The sequence below is a fragment of the Sporosarcina ureae genome (genome assembly GCF_029267015.1).
GTDB classification, from domain to species: domain Bacteria; phylum Bacillota; class Bacilli; order Bacillales_A; family Planococcaceae; genus Sporosarcina; species Sporosarcina ureae_D.
Genome location: NZ_JARIEA010000026.1, coordinates 1 through 21,053 on the forward strand (window position 1 = coordinate 1; position 21,053 = coordinate 21,053).

General features: G+C 42.4%; 14 protein-coding genes. 11 read left to right on the forward strand and 3 right to left on the reverse strand.

Going from position 1 to position 21,053, the window contains the following annotated elements:
• Positions 1 to 668: 668 nt before the first annotated feature.
• Both Q7P97_RS03755 and Q7P97_RS03760 read right to left on the reverse strand, forming a co-directional pair.
• A complete protein-coding gene (locus Q7P97_RS03755; RefSeq protein WP_303966785.1) occupies positions 669 to 1,091 on the reverse strand; it encodes a hypothetical protein in 423 nt (140 codons plus the stop codon).
• A 789-nt stretch (positions 1,092 to 1,880) separates the two neighbouring features.
• Entirely contained in the window at positions 1,881 to 4,196 is a 2,316-nt protein-coding gene (locus Q7P97_RS03760) for a DUF2726 domain-containing protein (RefSeq protein ID WP_303966787.1), read from the reverse strand.
• A gap of 1,023 nt (positions 4,197 to 5,219) precedes the next feature.
• Between Q7P97_RS03760 and Q7P97_RS03765 the strand changes: the two genes are divergently transcribed.
• From Q7P97_RS03765 to pyrG, 5 genes are all read left to right on the forward strand, one after another.
• On the forward strand, positions 5,220 to 6,359 hold the full coding sequence (locus Q7P97_RS03765; protein ID WP_303966790.1) for an acyl-CoA dehydrogenase: 1,140 nt from the start codon (positions 5,220 to 5,222) through the stop codon (positions 6,357 to 6,359).
• 15 nt (positions 6,360 to 6,374) lie between these two features.
• Positions 6,375 to 6,992 (forward strand): TetR/AcrR family transcriptional regulator, encoded by a 618-nt coding sequence (locus tag Q7P97_RS03770; RefSeq protein ID WP_085428127.1) that lies wholly within the window; start codon positions 6,375 to 6,377, stop codon positions 6,990 to 6,992.
• A 67-nt stretch (positions 6,993 to 7,059) separates the two neighbouring features.
• The gene (gene icmF / locus Q7P97_RS03775; RefSeq protein WP_303966793.1) at positions 7,060 to 10,317 is read left to right on the forward strand and encodes a fused isobutyryl-CoA mutase/GTPase IcmF; all 3,258 of its coding nucleotides are present in this window, start codon (positions 7,060 to 7,062) and stop codon (positions 10,315 to 10,317) included.
• Between the two features lie 1,084 nt (positions 10,318 to 11,401).
• Positions 11,402 to 11,968, forward strand: coding sequence for a DNA-directed RNA polymerase subunit delta (rpoE, locus tag Q7P97_RS03780; RefSeq protein WP_303966796.1), 567 nt, complete (start codon positions 11,402 to 11,404; stop codon positions 11,966 to 11,968).
• 171 nt (positions 11,969 to 12,139) lie between these two features.
• On the forward strand, positions 12,140 to 13,741 hold the full coding sequence (pyrG, locus tag Q7P97_RS03785; protein ID WP_303966799.1) for a CTP synthase: 1,602 nt from the start codon (positions 12,140 to 12,142) through the stop codon (positions 13,739 to 13,741).
• A 670-nt stretch (positions 13,742 to 14,411) separates the two neighbouring features.
• Here the strand turns inward: pyrG and Q7P97_RS03790 are convergent.
• Complete coding sequence (locus Q7P97_RS03790; protein ID WP_303966801.1) at positions 14,412 to 14,939, reverse strand: DUF2529 family protein; 528 nt, start codon at positions 14,937 to 14,939, stop codon at positions 14,412 to 14,414.
• Between the two features lie 241 nt (positions 14,940 to 15,180).
• Here Q7P97_RS03790 and Q7P97_RS03795 point away from each other — a divergent pair, with 241 nt between their 5' ends.
• The 6 genes from Q7P97_RS03795 to rho all read left to right on the forward strand — a co-directional run.
• Complete coding sequence (locus Q7P97_RS03795; RefSeq protein WP_303966804.1) at positions 15,181 to 15,549, forward strand: response regulator; 369 nt, start codon at positions 15,181 to 15,183, stop codon at positions 15,547 to 15,549.
• Between the two features lie 97 nt (positions 15,550 to 15,646).
• Positions 15,647 to 16,504, forward strand: coding sequence for a class II fructose-bisphosphate aldolase (locus Q7P97_RS03800; protein ID WP_303966807.1), 858 nt, complete (start codon positions 15,647 to 15,649; stop codon positions 16,502 to 16,504).
• Positions 16,505 to 16,600: 96 nt separating this feature from the next.
• Complete coding sequence (gene fsa, locus Q7P97_RS03805; protein WP_085428133.1) at positions 16,601 to 17,248, forward strand: fructose-6-phosphate aldolase; 648 nt, start codon at positions 16,601 to 16,603, stop codon at positions 17,246 to 17,248.
• Positions 17,249 to 17,268: 20 nt separating this feature from the next.
• Positions 17,269 to 18,546, forward strand: coding sequence for a UDP-N-acetylglucosamine 1-carboxyvinyltransferase (gene murA, locus Q7P97_RS03810; protein WP_303966811.1), 1,278 nt, complete (start codon positions 17,269 to 17,271; stop codon positions 18,544 to 18,546).
• 137 nt (positions 18,547 to 18,683) lie between these two features.
• Positions 18,684 to 19,649, forward strand: coding sequence for a class II fructose-bisphosphatase (gene glpX, locus Q7P97_RS03815; RefSeq protein ID WP_303966814.1), 966 nt, complete (start codon positions 18,684 to 18,686; stop codon positions 19,647 to 19,649).
• Between the two features lie 160 nt (positions 19,650 to 19,809).
• Positions 19,810 to 21,053, forward strand: a 1,244-nt coding sequence (rho, locus tag Q7P97_RS03820; RefSeq protein ID WP_303966817.1) for a transcription termination factor Rho, incomplete at its 3' end; no start/stop codon positions are given.

Below are 21,053 nucleotides of genomic sequence, written 5' to 3' on the forward strand. Positions count from 1 at the left end.
AAAAAAGTACGATTTCTATATGATTCAGGATATAAATGGATTTCCTCCTTGTCAGAATCAAAGTCGGCTCTATTAGAAACAGTGGGTGAGCTGTGAAATAGTGCTATTGAGGGATGACGACTATGTATCAACGCCTGATTTCTATTTGTAAAGAACGTGAACCCGTCTAAAATATCCCGTTTTGCAATGGTGAAACCGACAATTAATTCACATCAAAATAAAGCTGTGATAGTAGCATCGCAATTAGCATCGCAATTAGCGATGCTTTTTTTCATTCTTTTGAAAATTTTTGTGGATATCTTTGGTATAATGATGTTAAGGTTGTAGTATTTTTGATATTCAGCAAAAATGGCCAAACAATATTGCATATAAACTGTAACTTTCCGTACCTACGAACGCTTTCTGAAGGGCGTGGCTTATGCCAAGCGAACAGCGAAGGGTTATTTCTGAGCCTTTTACAGAAATTAAGGCAGTACCTGCGGTGTCTCAAGGCGAGTACAATGATGTGCTCCTTCTCTCTGCGCTTCACTCGCGAAAGCCGTTCTTCGTTAAGGCTTTCGCTGATCCCTTCGGAGTCTTCCGTCTTCCGCTCCAGGCAACAGAGTGTAGTTACTATAAAGTATGAATTCAAGAATCGGGCCAAATTGATGTCACCCGTCGATTAATTTCTATTGTTTATATAAATTAAACGATTCGACTTTACCATCCCATTTAACAGTTACTTTTACTATTTCTACTTTAGAAAATAAGTTAATATTACCTCCCTTACCTGTACTTTTCTGGGTTCCTTTTTCGCCAATAGGGGAATCAGTTCCACTACTTGATAATCGACTTGTGGATGAAAGTCCTCCAGCAGTTGTTTCATAGCTACATGAAACTTGTCCTGTGGAATCAATATCTTGCCCTTTATATTTTAAAATCCCCTCCTGGATGACTACACCGTTTAAGACTTCAGTTGTAAATGCACCAGACCAATTTTCACTTTCACCATGATAAGTTAGCGCTTTGGAGGACTTTATTTCTTGGGCAGAAACAGTGAAGCCCAAAATTAATAAAAAGCATAAAGCAAATAATGGATATAGTTTTTTCATGATCACAACCTCCCTTTTAATATTTATATTGTTCAGGAATGATTAACTAATACCTGCCAAATATTTCGTTTCGAATAGATGGAAAATGAAATGTTTCCAATAAATTAATCTTCTGCAAAAGGGTGCGATTGTTGAATATAAAAAGCAGATTCCGCGCCCAAAACATGCAGGAATCTGCTTTTTATCTTACGCTATTTTAAATCTTCGAATTGGGAAATACAGTGGCAACAGGTGGTAAGTTCTGTGGTAATCACTGGTGATAAAGATGACAGAAGTGGCTCAATTCATCTGAAATATTCAAAATTTTGACCCGACGAAAATATCAGGCTCTACCTAATCTCACACTGAAAGCGAGGGCGCATATCACTTATACTCTCCCTATCTAATATCAGTAATTCCAGTAAAATATAAATATAAAAGTGCTTTGTTAATGAAACTTATTAGAACGAAGCACTTTTATTATTTATTCTACTTTTGATTTTGTACTGTCGTTTCTACTAGCTTTAAACACTTAATACATTGGTTCAGTCCTTGGCGATAACATTTTGAAGTTCTCTAATATCGTGAGTAATTCTAGAAAGAGCATAAGGGAAAACTGCTATCACTTCATGTGATAGACAGGCAGAGCCTAGCGTTTGGATGATATCAAGATGCTGCAAGTTGTCACTCTGATGTGACAGAATATCGTTATTTAGTCACTCACCTGTGACTTAGTGAATGAAGGGATGGGTTTTGGAGTTAGCACAAAAGACACCCCAGAATCACCTATATTTAAAGAAGCTGGGTTAGTCATTGATTACCTGTTTCCACTCTTGACTCCCAATAAAATTGAATGGAGTTTAACATCGGATATACTTGATAAAGTTTACTTTTAATACCATCGGCACCTAGCTCCAAAACCTGCTGTACATCCTTTTCTAAAGTGACCTTTAAAATGGATTGTTTTTGGTCTAATTCAATTATTTTCGTATGGAGCGCTATGACATGACCGACAATGTTTTCCCAAGCATTCTTGAGATCCTCGTCAGTTGGAATATCATTTAAAATACCAAATCTAGCTGGATCAATCGATTCAATGATTCTTCGGGTTTCTGAATCCGTATTCCCGCTTATTTCCAAAATGAATTCCTTAGTTGATTGCTTAATTTCCTCTTTTAAACGTTCATAATCCATAGCGGAATTATAGCGAATGCGAATTAATGGTAGGCCACTTGTTTCAAAAATGACGTTCTTTTTTAAAGCATTCGTTTTGTGTGGCTCACGATCCTGGAAATCACTATCGCGTTCAAAAGTAAGAATCGGAAAATAAGTGGTAGTATCAATAATGGCAAAGTCCACATGAGCCTTGAACAAATATTCAAGATGGTTGTGATCAAGATGTTTCCTGATTTTTTCAACATGAATAATGGCTTTTAGGTCCATATTAGGAAAAACGAAATGCTGTGGAAACAATTCAGTTAGCACACGATACAACGAAATTTCTGATTCATGATAGAAAATAGGGCGATACATTACAACCTTATTGTTTCTAATAATTTGTCTCTCTAGTTTTGGGTCAACATAGCTTTCTACTTTTTCCCGAATAGGGTCTTCTAGTCTCCAACCTTTTTCTTTATCATGACGGATAAGGTCTAACGATTGTAACTCATTCAGTAGTTTTGTCAGGTAAGAACCTTTAAAGTTTGTGCTGTTTTCGATGTCCTCCGTTGTGACTATTTCTAGGTCTTCCAATTTATAAAGTGTAAAGCAGATGCTTTTCAACTTTTTATCCGTCTTTTTGAAATAGTTGTCAATTTGTTTCTTAGGTCTTTCCTTTTCTTTCTTAATAAGGTCCATAGTTACGTTAATGTTCTTTTGATAAAGTTCGGTCTCAGGCTCAATTCGTGTAGCCTCTTCTAAATATTCAAGTGCTTTATCAAAATTCTTATGCTTATCACGATAGATAACAGCCAAGTTATTATAAATAGCACCTGAAGCTTGGTCCTTTTGAATAATCTCTTCATAGAGAAGTATTGCTTCATCTAGTTTATTATCATGGTGTAAGCTGCATGCAATTTCAAAGCAATTGGAATCTATATCATTCTTTGATAGTAAATCTCTTTGATAGATTAAAGAAATGAGACGATAAGACTTTTCTTCAAACCAGCTTGAAATAACAAGGTTGTCTTTGAATAAATCTCCAAAAGTCATCTTTTTGTAAACTGTTGAATTTATTTGCTTAATAAAATTCTCCAAGATATAAAGGTTGGTGTTATCTGTAGTAGGTGTCCACAGCTCCAAAACTTGGGAGAATACTACAGAAAGTTCTTCTCCCTGTCGTTCACAAAATGGTTGTTTCATATTCTTTAAAAATGACGTAGCTGCTTCCAATAGTGAAGAATAGGTCAATTTTTTTTCTGAAACTCCTATAATGTGAACCATATAATTCAGCATGCGATAAGCAAGAGGGTTCAGTCGCTTGGTCTTTTTATATAAATCATAAAATCTTTTTGCTTTTTCATATAATTCGAGATTAGAGGGGTGTGCATTTATAAAATCTGGGAACATCCACAAAACAAGGTGAGTCCAGAAGGTTTCTTCCTCATCAGGTGTGATTTCTTCCTTCCATTTTTCATGTGTATCTATGAACATTTCGATAATAAGAGGTTTGTTTGTAGATAAGTAACTGTTATGTCGCCTAAAACACTTTATAATTAAACTGAAAGTAGAACATTGTTCATTAGTAAAGCCTTTTAAATAATGCTGAATCGTGAAGTAATTCATAATAAAGGAAGAATGAGAATGCCAAATATTACGGATTTTATTTATGTCTGTTTCATTGAAGAATGAAGCCTCAAATCCAGGTAAACATCTTTTATATACAGATGAACCTAATTCAAAATCTTTTACAGATATACAATTATCGACCAATTTTCCAACTAAACGGAAATACGATTCATACAATTCTACTTTTTTTAAATCACTATTTCCAATACTACTAAGTTCTTTAATAATTCCCTTGATAGTATTTTGAAACTCAAGCAAATCCTGTGATTCCTGATAGTATTTTTCTATTCCTTTGCTTAATAAATTACTGCATTTATCTATTATTGGATGTTTTTCCATTATAATTTACTCCTTCCTAACTAAGTATAGCAACATATAGTCTATCATTAATTGAAAAAAGTGGCGATAAACATTATGGGGAAAAAATATCCGACCATATAAAAATGTTACAATTCCTCTAAAGGTTATAAGGAGAGGGGAAATGGGCTTATTTCAATTCGTGAAATAAACAAAAATTGTATCTGAAAACTGACGCGATAGATAATGCAACCTTTTATTGATCTAGCCAAAGAGGTAGGGTATGTGCAAACGTTGACATATTATTTACCACTGAATGACAACTAATGTACCAGTAAGCGACAGTTGATTACCACCTCACATTTTATAAATGATTAAAGGAATAAACATACGTTTATTCAATTATTATTGTTATACTCGTTGTACTAATTTGATTGGTTTTCAATAAGAACTGTATTCAACAAACTGGCCAAGTTGGATGAATATGTTGATAGCAAACAAAGCAAGGAGTGGGGAAGTGGGGAAAAAATGGTAAGGCATTTATGGAATGCTATTTCAGGGGTATTTGTATTGTTATTATCGCTGTGGATGAGCGGTCCAGGAATTGCGGAGACTGACAAACCAACTTACAGATGGTACTTTATGTTGCTATTTATTTTATGGATTATAGGCTTTTCATTACAATTTAAGAAGCGTACGAGGATTGTAGGGATTGTTATAACGCTTGTTCCGGTTATATACTACTTGATCTTATTTTTACGAGTATCGTTTTTGTAATCTTCAAATGGGGGCGATTCTTGAATAGTTTTATGAGCAAATACTAAGTTGATTGGAGTGTAAGGCGGCGACTCCTGCGGGAATAGCAATTACTTTTGCGAGTAAAAGCGAAGCGTTATGAGCATGAGCCTTGAGACCCCGCAGGAGCGTAGCGACGAGGAGGCTCAAGCCATGCCCGCGGAAAGCGTCCCGTCTGGAGCTCCAATCCCCAACCACTATCCAAATTAAGGCTTTACGTAATCAGAACCGAAATTTTATTAACCAAACATAACAAGGGGTGGGAGAACAATGGACTTTAAATTATCAGAAGAACACGAAATGATCAGAAAAATGGTGCGCGACTTTGCACAAAAAGAGGTAGCGCCAACCGCAGCACAACGAGACGAAGACGAAACCTTCGACATGGACATCTTCCACAAGATGGCCGAACTCGGACTCACAGGCATTCCATGGCCAGAAGAATACGGCGGTATCGGCAGCGACTACCTAGCCTACGTCATCGCAGTAGAAGAACTATCCCGTGTCTGCGCATCGACAGGCGTTGTCCTGTCTGCACACACATCTCTAGCAGGATGGCCACTATTCAAATACGGCAACGAAGAACAAAAACAAAAATACTTACGTCCACTTGCGGAAGGTTCAAAGATGGGGGCATACTGTCTAACGGAAGCAGGCTCAGGATCAGACGCAGGCGGCATGAAAACTACAGCAAAGCTTGACGGTGACGACTACGTGCTAAACGGCTCGAAAATCTTCATCACAAATGGCGGAATTGCTGACACATATATCGTCTTCGCTGTTACGGATCCGGAATCCAAACATAAAGGAACGAGCGCATTCATTGTAGAAAGCACATTCGAAGGATTCTCTGTAGGTAAGAAAGAGAAGAAAATGGGAATTCGTTCATCACCAACAACAGAAGTCGTACTCGATAACTGTCGCGTGCCGAAAGAAAACCTTCTTGGGGAAGAAGGCGACGGATTCATTATTGCGATGAAAACACTTGACGGTGGACGTAATGGGATTGCAGCTCAAGCAGTTGGCATTGCACAAGGCGCACTCGACGCTGCAGTCGATTACTCAAAAGAGCGTACACAATTCGGTAAGCCAATCGTTGCGAATCAAGGCATCAGCTTCAAATTGGCAGATATGGCAACTGCGACAGAAGCATCTCGTCTATTGACATACCAAGCGGCGTGGCTTGAATCCAATGATCTGCCATATGGTAAAGCATCTGCCATGGCCAAACTAATGGCTGGCGATACAGCGATGAAAGTGACTACTGAAGCGGTTCAAGTGTTTGGTGGCTACGGCTATACGAAAGATTATCCAGTAGAACGCTATATGCGTGACGCGAAAATCACGCAAATCTATGAAGGTACACAAGAAATTCAACGTCTCGTCATTTCTCGAATGCTGACGAAATAACAGGGGGTCTACCCAATGCCAAAACATGAAGTGAAATCTACTGTCAAAGATGAAGAGCTTATTCAGAGGAGACGCGAACAAATTAGTCGAGGCGCTGTTAAGCTGTTCATCAACAAAGGGTTTCACCGCACGACAACACGTGAAATTGCCAAAGAAGCCGGTTTCAGTATCGGGACGCTGTATGAGTATATAAGGACAAAGGAAGATGTCCTATATCTCGTCTGCGACAATATTTACAATGAAGTCAAAATCCGTCTTTCTGAACTCGATACGAATGACAAAACGATAGAAGGATTGCGCGTGGCGATTTCGCGATATTACGAAGTGATCGATCAAATGTCCGATGAGTTCCTCGTCATGTATCAGGAGTCAAAATCCTTGCCGAGAGAAGCGTTGCGCTACGTTCTAACGAAGGAGCTGGAGATGGTTGAGCAATTCGAGACGATCATCCGCCGATGCATGGAAGCAGGAAATCTACGTATTGGACCGGATGAAGTATCGTTGACGGCGCACCATATTCTAGTATCGGGCCAAATGTGGTCGTTTAGAAGATGGGCGCTGCGCAAAGAATATTCATTGCAACGCTATATCGATATACAAACAGAGCAAATTATTAAAGGGCTTGAAAAGTAAAACACTTGCAGACTCCGCTGTGACGAGTTCATAGCGGCGGTCGGCATGTACGAAAGGCGGAAGACAAATGGCAACTGAAGAAATATATAAACCGAAACATCATATTCGTTTTGTGACGGCATCCAGTTTATTCGATGGACATGATGCATCCATCAATATCATGCGGAGAATTTTACAGTCTACAGGAGCGGAAGTCATTCACCTCGGACATAACCGATCGGTTGAAGAAGTTGTAAACGCTGCCATTCAGGAAGATGTACAAGGAATTGCGATGTCATCCTATCAAGGTGGCCACGTCGAGTACTTCAAGTATATGTATGATTTGCTGAAGGAACGAGGTGCTTCCCATATTAAGATATTCGGCGGTGGTGGAGGAGTCATCATCCCGAAGGAAATCAAAGAATTGCATGATTACGGCATCGAGTGGATCTTTTCGCCAGAAGACGGTCGAAAACTAGGTCTGCAAGGTATGATTAATAAAATCATGGAACTATCGGATTTCTCCACGACTCCCGAAAGCGAAGAAGCCAACCTGGAACAACTGACGGCAGAAACACCAGGTATCCTAGCCAATCTAATCACATATGTTGAAGAAAAACATTTGAATAAAGACGAAGCGACGGAGCAGTTGCTTGATCATGCACGCTCCATGTCGAAGCAAACGCCAGTACTCGGAATCACAGGTACAGGCGGAGCAGGTAAAAGTTCATTGACAGATGAATTGATTCGACGTTTCTTACGCGAATTCCCTGACAAAAAAGTTGCTATTCTTTCCGTTGATCCGACGAAACAAAAAACAGGGGGCGCGTTGCTTGGTGACCGAATTCGTATGAATGCAATCTTCAATAACCGTGTCTACATGCGTAGTCTGGCAACACGAGGATCCCGCTCTGAGCTGACAACAGCCATTCATGATGTGCTCGATGTCACAAAAGCAGCCGGCTATGACTTAATCATCGTCGAGACAAGCGGAATCGGGCAAGGAGATGCGCGCATTACGGATATTTCCGACGTATCGATGTACGTGATGACGAGTGAATTCGGTGCGCCGACACAACTTGAGAAAATCGACATGATCGACTTTGCGGACTTGATTGTTATCAATAAATTTGAGCGTAAAGGTTCAGAAGATGCATTGATTCAAGTACGCAAGCAATATCAGCGTAGTCACTTATTGTTTGATAAGGATCTTGAAACGATGCCTGTCTACGGTACGATCGCAAGCCAGTTTAACGATAAAGGTACGAATACATTGTTTGCGGCGCTTGTCGATAAGCTAAATAAAGCAACAGATTCCGACTGGACGACAAGTTATACCGATTTCGTCACGAATCAAAAACAAACGGTCATTATTCCACCTGACCGCAGCCATTACTTGCGTGAGATCGCATCTACTATCCGCAACTACCATGCGAAATCTAAGGAACAAGAAGAACTGGCGCGTCGCGTGTTCCAATTAGAAGGTGCCATAGAAGCTGTAAAAGAAACCGATTCAAATGAAGCACTAGTGGATTCATTGAACAGCTTGAAAGCGGGCGTCGAAGAGCAACTGACATCCGAAACGAAGCGCACCATCAAAAACTGGGGGCCACTGCGCGAGTCATACGAGCAGGATGAATATGTAACCAAAATCCGTGACAAAGAAATACGCACGGCGCTCAACACGATCAGCCTATCAGGTTTGAAAATCCCGAAAGTGGTTTTGCCGAAGTATAAAGACTATGGAGAAATCCTGCGCTGGGTAAACAGCGAAAACGTTCCAGGTTCATTCCCGTACACAGGAGGCGTTTTCCCGTTCAAGCGTGTAGGGGAAGATCCACGTCGTCAGTTCGCGGGTGAAGGAACACCTGAACGTACGAACCGTCGTTTTCATTACGTATCAAAAGATGATGATGCGAAACGTTTGTCTACGGCATTCGACTCCGTGACGTTATACGGTGAAGATCCAGACGAGCGCCCCGATATTTACGGGAAAGTAGGAGAGTCTGGAGTTAGTATTTGTACGCTAGAAGATATGAAAAAGCTATATGATGGTTTTGATCTTTGTTCGCCTATGACGTCTGTTTCCATGACAATCAATGGACCGGCACCGATAGTTCTGGCGATGTTCATGAATGCGGCCGTTGATCAGCAAGTACGCAAGAAGGAAGAAGAATTAGGTCGTACGTTAACTGTGGAAGAGTTCACGGAAGTACGCGAGATGACGTTCCAAACAGTTCGCGGTACTGTACAGGCAGATATTCTAAAAGAAGACCAAGGACAGAATACATGTATCTTCTCTACAGAGTTTGCTCTGCGCTTAATGGGCGATATCCAGCAGTACTTCATCGATAAAAAAGTTCGTAATTATTATTCTGTATCCATTTCGGGCTACCATATTGCAGAAGCGGGATCGAACCCGATTTCTCAACTGGCCTTCACGCTCGCAAACGGCTTCACATATGTCGAGTACTACTTAAGCCGCGGAATGAATATCGACGACTTTGCACCGAACTTGTCGTTCTTCTTCTCAAACGGCCTCGATCCGGAATACACAGTAATCGGTCGCGTCGCACGCCGTATCTGGGCGATCACGATGCGCGATAAATATGGTGCGAATGAACGCAGTCAAAAACTGAAATATCATATTCAAACATCTGGTCGCAGTTTACACGCGCAAGAAATCGACTTCAACGACATCCGTACGACATTGCAGGCATTAATGGCGTTGCAAGATAATTGTAACTCGCTGCATACTAATGCGTACGATGAAGCGATCACGACACCGACAGAAGAATCTGTTCGTCGTGCGATGGCGATCCAAATGATCATCATGAAAGAACACGGCTTGTCTAAAAACGAGAACCCGCTACAGGGTGCGTTTATCATCGAAGAACTAACTAGTCTAGTAGAAGAAGCTGTATTACAAGAATTCGATCGCCTGAACGACCGTGGCGGCGTACTTGGGTCCATGGAGACACAGTATCAGCGCGGTAAGATTCAGGAAGAGTCGATGTACTACGAAATGAAAAAGCATTCGGGCGAGCTACCGATTATCGGCGTCAACACGTACTTGAATCCGAATCCGCCGTCTGAGGAAGATATCGACAATATGGAAATTGCGCGTGCGACTCAGGAAGAAAAGCAGATTCAAATCAGTAATCTGCGTGCATTCCAGTCAACACATGCGGGCAAGTCGGAGCAGGCACTTGCAAGACTTCAGGAAGTGGCTATCACAGGCGGCAACGTCTTCGCGGAGCTAATGGAGACCGTCAAAGTCGCAAGCCTCGGCCAAATCACTAACGCTTTGTATGAAGTAGGCGGGCAGTACCGTCGTAATATGTAACGCGTCTCGAAAAGGGGATGCCACAGAAGCCATAACCTTCTGGCGGCATCCTCTTTTTTTAATGGGTTTGAATTTGAGTTTAAAGTCAAAATCAAAATCAAAATCAAAATCAAAATCAAAATCAAAATGATAGTCAAAGTGTTGGTGCAATAGGGAGTGCGTGGGATTGAAACTCCAGCTGGCGGACGCTTTCCCTTGGGCTCTCGGTGAGCCAACCAGGTCGCAAGCTCCCTTTTGGTTGTCTCACCTTTCGAGCTGATCCTCCGGGAAGAGCTGTAGCGAAGGACGGCTTTTGCGAGTAAAAGCGAAGCGTTAGGAGCACATCTATGCACTTCGCCGCCATCTTCCGTTTCAATCCTACGTTGATAGTACGGATACTTAGATCACTCACTGTAGGTAGTATGTGAATTATTGCTTTGTTTTAACTTCTTTAGATTCAAGTTCTACAGTTCAAAATCTATTACAATACTTATTTCAATGCACGACAAAAAGTGTCGACCCCCTTGCACTGCAAGGGATTGGCGCGTAGGAGGGGCGACTCCTGGAGGATCAGTTCGACCGGCGAGACAACCAAGGGTGCTTGCGACTGGTTGGCTCGCCGCGAACCCTCCGGAAAGCGTCCCCTCCGAAGCGCAAATCCCCACCCCAACACAATTTCCACCATTCAACTACAAATAGCAGACGTAACCCAACACAATTGCTGAAAATTCATTCCAACTCATAGTGGATAAATTAGCAAGTTAGTCAGTATAATGGAAACAACGAAGAAAAGGGGCGTGCTGAATGTGAGATGGTACTACCACGCAATTATAATTACTCTCTTAATTACGCTCACACTCATCTTCTACAACAACGGACTCGGCGCAATCCCCTTCACCATTGCGGCAGTCTACCTGGGGTATTTGACCATATCTGAGTATAGAAATATAAAGAGAAGTAAAAGAATGTAGCATATTGGAAGAAATAACGTATATAATGTACACTATGCTTATATGCTACAAGATAAAAAACGTTGATCGGCCAAATCATTCACTGACTTGGTCGGTTCCGCGTGTGATTGATAGAAGAAAGGACGTGCGATACATTGAATATCCATGACATGACGCAAGAAGAACTACTCGAAGAATCATTAATCAATATTACGCACCAAGTACTAACAGAGCGCCGCGAATCCCTCACATTGGCAGAATTGATGGAAGAGTTCCGTAAACTTACAGGTATTACGGACAAAGAATTGAAGGAGAAAGTTCTTCAATACTATACAGACTTGAACATCGACGGCAGATTCCTAGCTATCGAAGAAAACCGTTGGGGACTTCGTGAATGGTACCCAGTTGACCAGATCGAAGAAGAAACTGCACCAGTTGTAAAAGTGCGCAAGAAGAAAAAGAAGAAAAAAGATTATGACGAAGACGATCTTGAAGAAGACGATGACGAAGAAGAAATCTTCGATGAAGAATACGTTGAACTTGGCGAAGAAGACGATGACGTGGATGACGAAGAAGATGAAGAGGATGTAGTTGAAATCGAGGAAGATTTAATCGATCCTGACGACGACCTAGAAGTGATTCCTGAAGAAGAACTCGATATCGATGAAGAAGATGACGAGGACGACGAAGAAGAAGACGAAGAGTATGAGGAAGAAAAATAATCGGACTTGACTTTTAGTGCCCAAAAATATAAGATTTGGATGGGCTCCTGAAAAGGACACATGAATTCGTGTATACGCGCTCCTTATTGTAGTTACGCTACAAACGGGGCGCTTTTTTGATTTTATATCGACCCTACTAGCATGGAAAAAGAATAAATGGAGGCACTACACATGACAAAATATATTTTTATTACAGGCGGCGTCGTCTCTTCTTTAGGTAAAGGTATCAACGCAGCATCACTTGGACGTTTACTTAAGAATCGTGGTTTGAAAGTAACGAACCAAAAGTTTGATCCTTATATCAATATTGACCCACGCATGATGAGTCCGTACCAACATGGTGAAGTTTTCGTAACCGAAGACGGAGCGGAAACGGATCTTGACATCGGTCACTACGAGCGTTTCATCGACATCGAGTGTAACCGTTACTCCAACGTAACGATGGGGAAAGTTTATGATCTAGTATTGCGTAAAGAGCGTTCTGGCGAATATAATGGCGCAACTGTACAGGTTATTCCGCACATTACCAATGAAATCAAAGAGTTGATTAAACGTGCCGGCCAAACTTTGAATGCAGATGTAGTCATTACGGAAATCGGTGGTAGTGTAGGCGATATCGAATCATTGCCGTACCTTGAAGCGATCCGCCAATTGAAGACAGATCTTGCAAAAGATGATGTGATGTACATCCACAACACGCTTATTCCTTATTTGCATGCAGCGGGTGAAATGAAAACGAAGCCGACACAACATAGCGTAAAAGAATTGCGCAGTCTCGGAATCCAACCGAACATGATCGTGGTGCGAAGCGAATATCCAGTTCCACAAGAAATGAAAGACAAGATTGCATTATTCTGTAACATCAAGTCAGAAGAAGTGATCGAAGCTCTTGATGCGGAAACATTATACGAAGTACCTCTTCGTTTGCATGAGCAAAACATGGATCAGCTAGTTGTCGATTACTTAGGTCTTGAAACACCACAGCCTGAACTTTCTGAAGTGGAAGAACTAGTGAAGTTGGTTAAATCACTGAAAGAAACAGTGAAAATCGGTCTAGTTGGTAAGTATGTAGAATTACAAGATGCATACATTTCCGCAGTAGAAGCAATGCGTCATGCTGGATATGCATTCGATGCCGACATCGATATTAAGTGGATCAACTCTGCAGATGTGACGTCTGAAAACGTAGCAGAACTTCTTGGAGATGTTGACGGAATTCTAGTACCAGGCGGCTTCGGAGATCGTGCTATCGATGGTAAAATCGAGGCCATTACGTATGCACGTGAACAGAAGATTCCATTCTTCGGTATTAGTTTAGGCCTACAGTTGGCGGCTACTGAAATCGCACGTAATGTGATTGGTCTAAAGACTGCTCATTCACTCGAATTCGATACAGAGACTGAGCACCAAATGACAACGTTCCACCCAGATTGTCGTACAGCACGCGAAGCGGACAGCACATTACGTTTGGGTGCTCATCCATGTAAGGTGTCTGATAACACGAAGGCTTCTGCGGCATATGGTGAAGAGTTAGTGTACGAGCGTCACCGTCACCGTTATGAAATGAACTTGGCGTACCGTGCGCAATTGGAAGAGGCAGGCTTCATCGTTTCGGGTATCAGCCCGGATGGTCGCTTGATCGAAATTATGGAATTGAAAGATCATCCATACTTCGTCGCGTGCCAGTTCCACCCTGAGTTTGCATCACGCCCGAATCGTCCATCACCACTAATCCGCGACTTCATTCGCGCGGCGCTTGAGCATAAAAACTAAAAAGTATGCCCACAGAAGATTTCCTCTGTGGGCATTTTTGACTTTGGGTATTTAGAATTTTGGTAGAAGTAAGGGATAGTTAGTGAGTACAAGGGGATGGAAGCTCCAGTTGGGGGACGCTTTCCCATGGGCCCGCGGTGAGCCAACCAGTTCGCTATGCTCTCTTTTGGTTGTCTCACCTGATCGGGCTGATCCTGCGGGAAGAGCCGTAACGAAGAACGGCTTTTGCGAGTAAAAGCGAAGCGTTAGGAGCACATTTTTGCACTTGGCCCCCAACTTCCGCTTCCATCCTACTTTTAAAGTGGAAGTACTTATATCCCTCACTGTCGGTAGTGTGAATTATTGTTTTGTCTTAACTTATTTAAGTACAAGTATTGAAGTTCAAAATCCGTTACAACACTTATTTCAATGCACAACAAAAAGTGTCACCTACTCACTATGTAAGGGATTGGAGCGTAGGAGGGGGCGACTCCGGGAGGATCAGCGTGTGCCTTGAGACCCTGGACGTAGCGAGAGCCGTTGCGAAGTACGGCTTTTGCGAGTAAAAGCGTAGCGTTAGGAGCACGTCTTTGCACTTAGCGAAGGAAGCGGCTCAAGCCACGCCCTCCGGAAAGCGTCCCCCTCTGAAGCGCAAATCCCTACCCCAACAACAATTCCATCCTACCCAAAGTCACAGCTCCTCATCCTCATCCGCCAACATATCATCAATCGACAGCTTCACTGCCTCATAAACAAACAACGCAGCAAGCGCATGGGGCTGAACAATTCTTTCGCCGGTAGGACCCGGAATCAGACCCTTTTTCAACCCTGTCGAAATATACGTATACGCAAGAGAAGCGAGCTCGTTGTCGTCATCTTCCTTATCGGCAGACAACACAGCGAATGGAATAAACTGCTCCGCCAGCTCACGTGCCAGCTCAAGCGCAGCAGGATGATCAGCCTTTCGCACAAGCAACCACACGCGGTCGGCCGGTGTCAATTCCAACTCTTTTGTGTAACGAATTGCATCATCCAACGGTTCAACACCGTCCAGTGCAGTCGCAGTAACAGCTTCCAATTCATCAAAAGCTGCTAATACAATTCGTCCTTCGCCCACTACTGCTTGCGCTAATAAACGAGCAGTTTCTTCCATCGATTCTTCTTGACCTTCTGCAATTCTCTCTAGAAGACCTCTAATTTGTGTAGTTAATATTTTCACGAAAATCCCTCCAAAAGCTCAGTATATGGGAGAAAAGGAAGAAGTGCAAAATAGTTGACGAAAAATAGAGGAGTTGTTGGAATTTTCTTGAATGATAGTACATAGACAAATAAACTAGGGAAATAGAATTACACATAATTTTGCTAAAAATGCAATATCTTTATATACAGACCATAATAGTCGGGTTACAATGAAGTTTAGAAAATTAAACAGGGGAAATATGGTGATGGGGGAGATGGATATGAAACATTTACTAATTGTGGATGACCAGCCGGGGATCCGATTATTACTAGAGGAAATATTCAAACCAACGGGAATAATGATAGCGCTTGCATCTAATGGGAAAGAAGCGTTGGAAAAGGTTAGCCAACAACAACCTGACTGCATTTTGCTTGATATGAAGATGCCAGGCATGAATGGTGTCGAGGTCCTTCGAGAAATCCGAACCCTGTCGCCAGACGCAATTGTCATGATGATGACAGCGTATAGTGAAACCGAATTGCTTGAAGAAGCTACTAAACTAGGTATCGAACAACACTTTACCAAACCATTCGATATATTCGAAGTGCGTGATAGCGTGTTAAAAAGGTTGGAGTTACTAGACGTCTGATAGTAGTAATCATCGCATGAATTTGATATGCTAGTGGATAGAAATTAATATAATTAAAACACATAAAAAATCGTAGAAACTCAAGGAGGAATTATACATGCCACTCGTCTCGATGAAAGAAATGATGATTCAAGGTAAAGAGCAAGGATATGCAATCGGTCAATTCAACCTCAATAACTTGGAATACACGCAAGCGATTCTACAAGCTGCTGAAGAAGAGAAATCGCCTGTTATTTTAGGTGTATCAGAAGGCGCTGCACGATATATGGGCGGATTTAAAACAGTCGTTATGATGGTCAAAGGACTAATGGAAGACTACGGTACGACTGTGCCAGTAGCGATTCATTTAGATCACGGTTCTAGCTTTGAGAAGTGTAAAGAAGCAATCGAAGCAGGCTTTACTTCCGTTATGATCGATGCATCTTCTAAGCCACTTGAAGAAAACATTGAAATCACGAAAAAAGTGGTGGATTTCGCAAAGCAACATAATGTATCAGTAGAAGCTGAACTTGGCGTAGTAGGCGGTCAGGAAGATGACGTGATCGCAGACGGAGTTATTTATGCAGATCCGGCTGAATGTAGAGAGCTTGTAGAAAAGACAGGTATCGATTGCCTGGCACCTGCACTTGGTTCTGTACACGGACCATATAAAGGCGAACCGAATCTAGGATTTGAAGAAATGGAAGAAATCTCGAAACAAGGAGATATTCCACTTGTGTTGCACGGCGGTACAGGCATTCCGACGAAAGATATTCAACGCGCTATTTCACTTGGTACGTCTAAAATCAACGTCAACACAGAAAATCAGATTCAAGGTACAAAAGTTGTACGCGACATCTTAAACGAAGATTCCGAAGTGTATGATCCACGTAAATTCCTCGGACCGATGCGCGAAGCAATCAAAACAACTGTAATTGGTAAAATGCGCGAGTTCGGTAGTTCGAAGCAAGCGTAATTATAGATTGAAGATAGAACAGAGGAGGAGCGCAATACGTCTCCTTCTTTTGCGTTTTAGCTAGATGAATTAACTACAACTAGGAGGACAATACACGTGAAATTTTTTATAGATACGGCTAATTTTGAAGAAATCAAGGAAGCACACAGCTGGGGGATTATCTCTGGGGTTACGACTAATCCATCCCTAGTCGCGAAAGAAAACATTTCATTCCATGATCGTTTGAAAGAAATTACGGCACTCGTACCAGGTTCTGTCAGTGCAGAAGTTATCGCTTTAGATGCAGAAGGTATGATAGAGGAAGGGCGTAAGTTAGCAGCTCTTGCAGAAAACATTACGGTAAAATTACCGATGACACCTGAAGGCTTGAAAGCTTGTTCTGTATTCGCATCAGAAGGAATCAAAACGAACGTTACACTAGTGTTTAGTGCCAATCAAGCATTGCTTGCAGCACGTGCAGGCGCGACATATGTTTCACCATTCATCGGACGTTTGGATGATATTGGTCAAAATGGCGTCGAATTAATCGAAACGATTTCAGATATCTTCACGATCCATGACTTGGATACACAAATCATCGCAGCATCTATTAGACACCCACAGCACATTACGGCTGCTGCACTTGCTGGAGCACATATTGCGACAACTCCATTCAATGTACTTCAGAGTCTGTTTGCACATCCACTAACAACTAAAGGAATCGATCAGTTTTTGAAAGACTGGGAAACTAGAACGAACAAGTGATAGAACAAAAGGAGCTTGAAATGGACGTTTATAAAATCAAAGGTGGAAAACGACTGCAAGGAACGATTAGAGTAAGTGGAGCGAAGAATAGCGCAGTGGCTTTAATCCCTGCCGCTATTTTAGCGGACTCACCTGTCACGATTGCCGGTCTTCCAGAAATTTCAGATGTCTATACATTGCAGGCGCTCGTCGAAGAAATCGGCGGTAAAGTGGAAATGAAAGATGGTACGATGACCATCGATCCAACTGAAATCATTTCTATGCCATTGCCTAACGGTAACGTCAAAAAACTTCGTGCATCCTACTATATGATGGGAGCGATGCTTGGTAAGTTTAAGCATGCGGTCATCGGTTTACCTGGTGGTTGTCACTTGGGTCCACGCCCGATTGATCAACATATAAAAGGCTTTGAAGCCCTAGGCGCAAAAGTCGAAAACGAACACGGCGCTATTTATTTGCGTGCAGAAGAACTATACGGTGCGAAAATTTATTTAGACGTCGTCAGCGTTGGTGCTACGATTAATATCATGCTAGCCGCTGTTAAAGCAAAAGGTAAAACGATTATTGAAAACGCAGCGAAAGAACCTGAGATTATTGATGTCGCAACTTTGCTATCCAATATGGGCGCGAATATTAAAGGTGCAGGAACGAACGTTATTCGTATCGAAGGCGTGGAAACATTGCATGGTACGAAACACACCATCATTCCGGACCGTATCGAAACGGGAACGCATATGATTCTGGCTGCTGCAATTGGCGATGGCGTCACAATTGATAATGTCATTCCGTTGCACGTTGAAGCTGTCACAGCGAAGCTTCGCGAAATGGGCGTAAAAGTAGAAGTCGGCGAAGAACAGATTTTCATTCCGAAAACTGAAAAACTTCATGCGGTGGATGTGAAAACTCTTGTTTATCCAGGATTCCCGACAGACTTGCAACAGCCGTTCGGTGTATTATCGACACAAGCGGAAGGCTCATCTATACTAACAGACACGATCTATCCGGCACGCTTTAAACAAATCGATGAGCTCCGTCGAATGAATGCAGACGGCCGTGTAGAAGGTCGATCAGCTATCATAACAGGTCCTACTCCATTGCATGCGGCAACGGTTGAAGCGACAGATTTACGTGCAGGAGCCGCGTTGTTAATCGCTGGATTATTGGCAAGTGGAGAAACGGAAGTTCGTGAAATTGAACATATTGAACGTGGTTACGGCAAGATCGTTCAGAAGCTACAAAATCTTGGAGCGGATATTAGAAAAGTGGAAGTACTCACACCGACTTCGATTTCCGAGTGACGCAAATTGCCAAAACGTGTATAATAGACTCAAACGACACATCCACTATCTAGAAAGTAGCCAATGGATGCGGACGTAGGCAAAAGAAAGGTAATACGCAATACGCGCCTTACCGCAAACAGGAGGAACAAAACATTATGGAACGTAGTTTATCAATGGAATTAGTGCGTGTAACAGAGGCAGCAGCCGTAGCGGCAGCTCGCTGGATGGGACGCGGTTTGAAGAACGAAGCAGACGACGCGGCAACAGAAGCAATGCGTACAGTATTCGATACGATCCCGATGGAAGGTGTAGTCGTCATCGGTGAAGGTGAAATGGACGAAGCACCTATGCTATATATCGGTGAAGAACTTGGAACAGGTCACGGACCCGCTGTAGATATCGCTGTCGATCCAGTCGAAGGTACGAATATCGTAGCAGCAGGTGGATGGAACGCGCTAGCTGTTCTTGCGGTTGCAGATAAAGGCAACTTGCTAAATGCACCGGATATGTACATGGACAAAATTGCAGTAGGCCCTGAAGCGGTTGGTAAAATTGATATCGACGCAAGTGTTACAGATAACTTGAAGGCTGTAGCAAAAGCGAAAAACAAATCAGTGTCTGACCTAGTAGCATCTGTTTTGAACCGCGAACGTCACGCAGATATCATCGCAGAAATTCGTGAAGCAGGCGCTCGTATCAAATTGATCGAAGATGGCGATGTAGCGGCAGCTATTAACACAGCTTTCGATGACACAGGTGTGGATATTTTATTCGGGAGAGGCGGTGCACCTGAAGGGGTAATCGCAGCAGTCGGATTAAAATGTTTAGGCGGAGAAATTCAAGGACGTCTCATTCCTTCAAATGATGAAGAAAGAGAACGTTGCATCAAGATGGGTATCGACGTAGAAAAAGTACTATACATGGACGATTTGGTAAAAGGAGACGACTGTATTTTCGCAGCCACAGGCGTAACAGACGGCGAATTGATGGATGGCGTACAGTTTAAAGGTACGTATTGCCGAACTCAGTCGATCGTTATGCGCTCGAAATCAGGAACTATTCGTTTCGTAGAAGGTCGCCACAGCATGAAGAAAAAACCTCTTCTCGTCATGCAAGACTAACTCCCTCAACACCCGGTGTCACAGCCGGGTCTCTATTTCCTAAAAACTATTCAGATCCATAATGTCCGGCTATTAAAGGAAAGGAAGTACACAATGTACTTTCCTTTCTATTTACTATGCCAAATTTCCCTACAATAAATGAAGAGTGGTGTACGCATAGATGACAATGATTACGCTTGCGGACCTCGAGAATATGACGCTCAAAGAGCTATACTCTCTAGCGAAGCAATTTAAAATTACTAACTATAGCAAACTGACAAAGAAAGAATTAATCTTTGCTATTTTGAAATCACGCGCCGAACAAGAAGGCTTCTTTTTCATGGAAGGCGTCCTCGAAATTATTCAATCTGAAGGATATGGCTTCTTACGTCCTATCAATTACTCATCCAGTTCAGAAGATATTTACATTTCTGCATCCCAAATCCGTCGCTTTGATCTACGTAACGGAGACAAGGTAACAGGTAAAGTTCGTCCACCAAAGGAAAATGAACGCTTCTATGGGTTATTGCAAGTCGAAGCAGTCAATGGACAAAATCCGGAAGTCGCACGCGAACGTGTTCATTTCCCAGCATTGACACCTTTATATCCTGATCGTCAAATTAAATTAGAAACATCAAGAAATAACGTGTCTACACGCATCATGGATCTCGTCTCGCCTGTTGGATTTGGTCAACGTGGATTAATCGTCGCTCCTCCTAAAGCGGGAAAAACGATGTTGTTAAAAGAAATTGCTAACTCCATCACTACCAACCATCCCGAAGCTGAACTAATCGTTCTATTGATCGACGAACGTCCAGAAGAAGTAACGGATATCGAACGTTCTGTTAAAGCAGACGTAGTCAGTTCCACATTCGACGAAGTACCACAAAACCACGTGAAAGTAGCGGAACTAGTACTCGAACGCGCAATGCGTTTAGTAGAAAGTAAGCGCGACGTCATCATCTTGATGGACTCCATCACACGACTAGCACGCGCATTCAACCTAGTGATTCCACCAAGCGGACGCACACTATCCGGAGGGATCGACCCTGCAGCCTTCCACCGACCAAAAAGATTCTTCGGTGCAGCACGTAACATAGAAGAAGGCGGAAGCCTAACGATCCTTGCCACAGCTCTAATCGAAACAGGTTCACGCATGGACGAAGTCATCTACGAAGAATTCAAAGGAACCGGCAACATGGAACTGCACCTAGACCGCAACCTAGCCGAACGCAGAATCTTCCCAGCACTCGACATCCGTCGCTCCGGCACGCGAAAAGAAGAACTACTCATCCCTAAAGAAAACCTAGAAAAACTGTGGGCCATCAGAAAAACCTTCTCAGACTCCCACGACTTCACCGAACGTTTCATGAAAAAACTAAGCCAATCCGATAACAACGAAGAATTCTTCGACAAACTGAACGA

Bases quoted from the DNA above. Each gene is read 5' to 3' on its own strand.
- Q7P97_RS03755 (WP_303966785.1), bottom strand. From the start codon at position 1,091: ATGAAAAAACTATATCCATTATTTGCTTTATGCTTTTTATTAATTTTG.
- Q7P97_RS03760 (WP_303966787.1), bottom strand. From the start codon at position 4,196: ATGGAAAAACATCCAATAATAGATAAATGCAGTAATTTATTAAGCAAA.
- Q7P97_RS03765 (WP_303966790.1), top strand. From the start codon at position 5,220: ATGGACTTTAAATTATCAGAAGAACACGAAATGATCAGAAAAATGGTG.
- Q7P97_RS03770 (WP_085428127.1), top strand. From the start codon at position 6,375: ATGCCAAAACATGAAGTGAAATCTACTGTCAAAGATGAAGAGCTTATT.
- icmF (WP_303966793.1), top strand. From the start codon at position 7,060: ATGGCAACTGAAGAAATATATAAACCGAAACATCATATTCGTTTTGTG.
- pyrG (WP_303966799.1), top strand. From the start codon at position 12,140: ATGACAAAATATATTTTTATTACAGGCGGCGTCGTCTCTTCTTTAGGT.
- Q7P97_RS03795 (WP_303966804.1), top strand. From the start codon at position 15,181: ATGAAACATTTACTAATTGTGGATGACCAGCCGGGGATCCGATTATTA.
- Q7P97_RS03800 (WP_303966807.1), top strand. From the start codon at position 15,647: ATGCCACTCGTCTCGATGAAAGAAATGATGATTCAAGGTAAAGAGCAA.
- murA (WP_303966811.1), top strand. From the start codon at position 17,269: ATGGACGTTTATAAAATCAAAGGTGGAAAACGACTGCAAGGAACGATT.
- glpX (WP_303966814.1), top strand. From the start codon at position 18,684: ATGGAACGTAGTTTATCAATGGAATTAGTGCGTGTAACAGAGGCAGCA.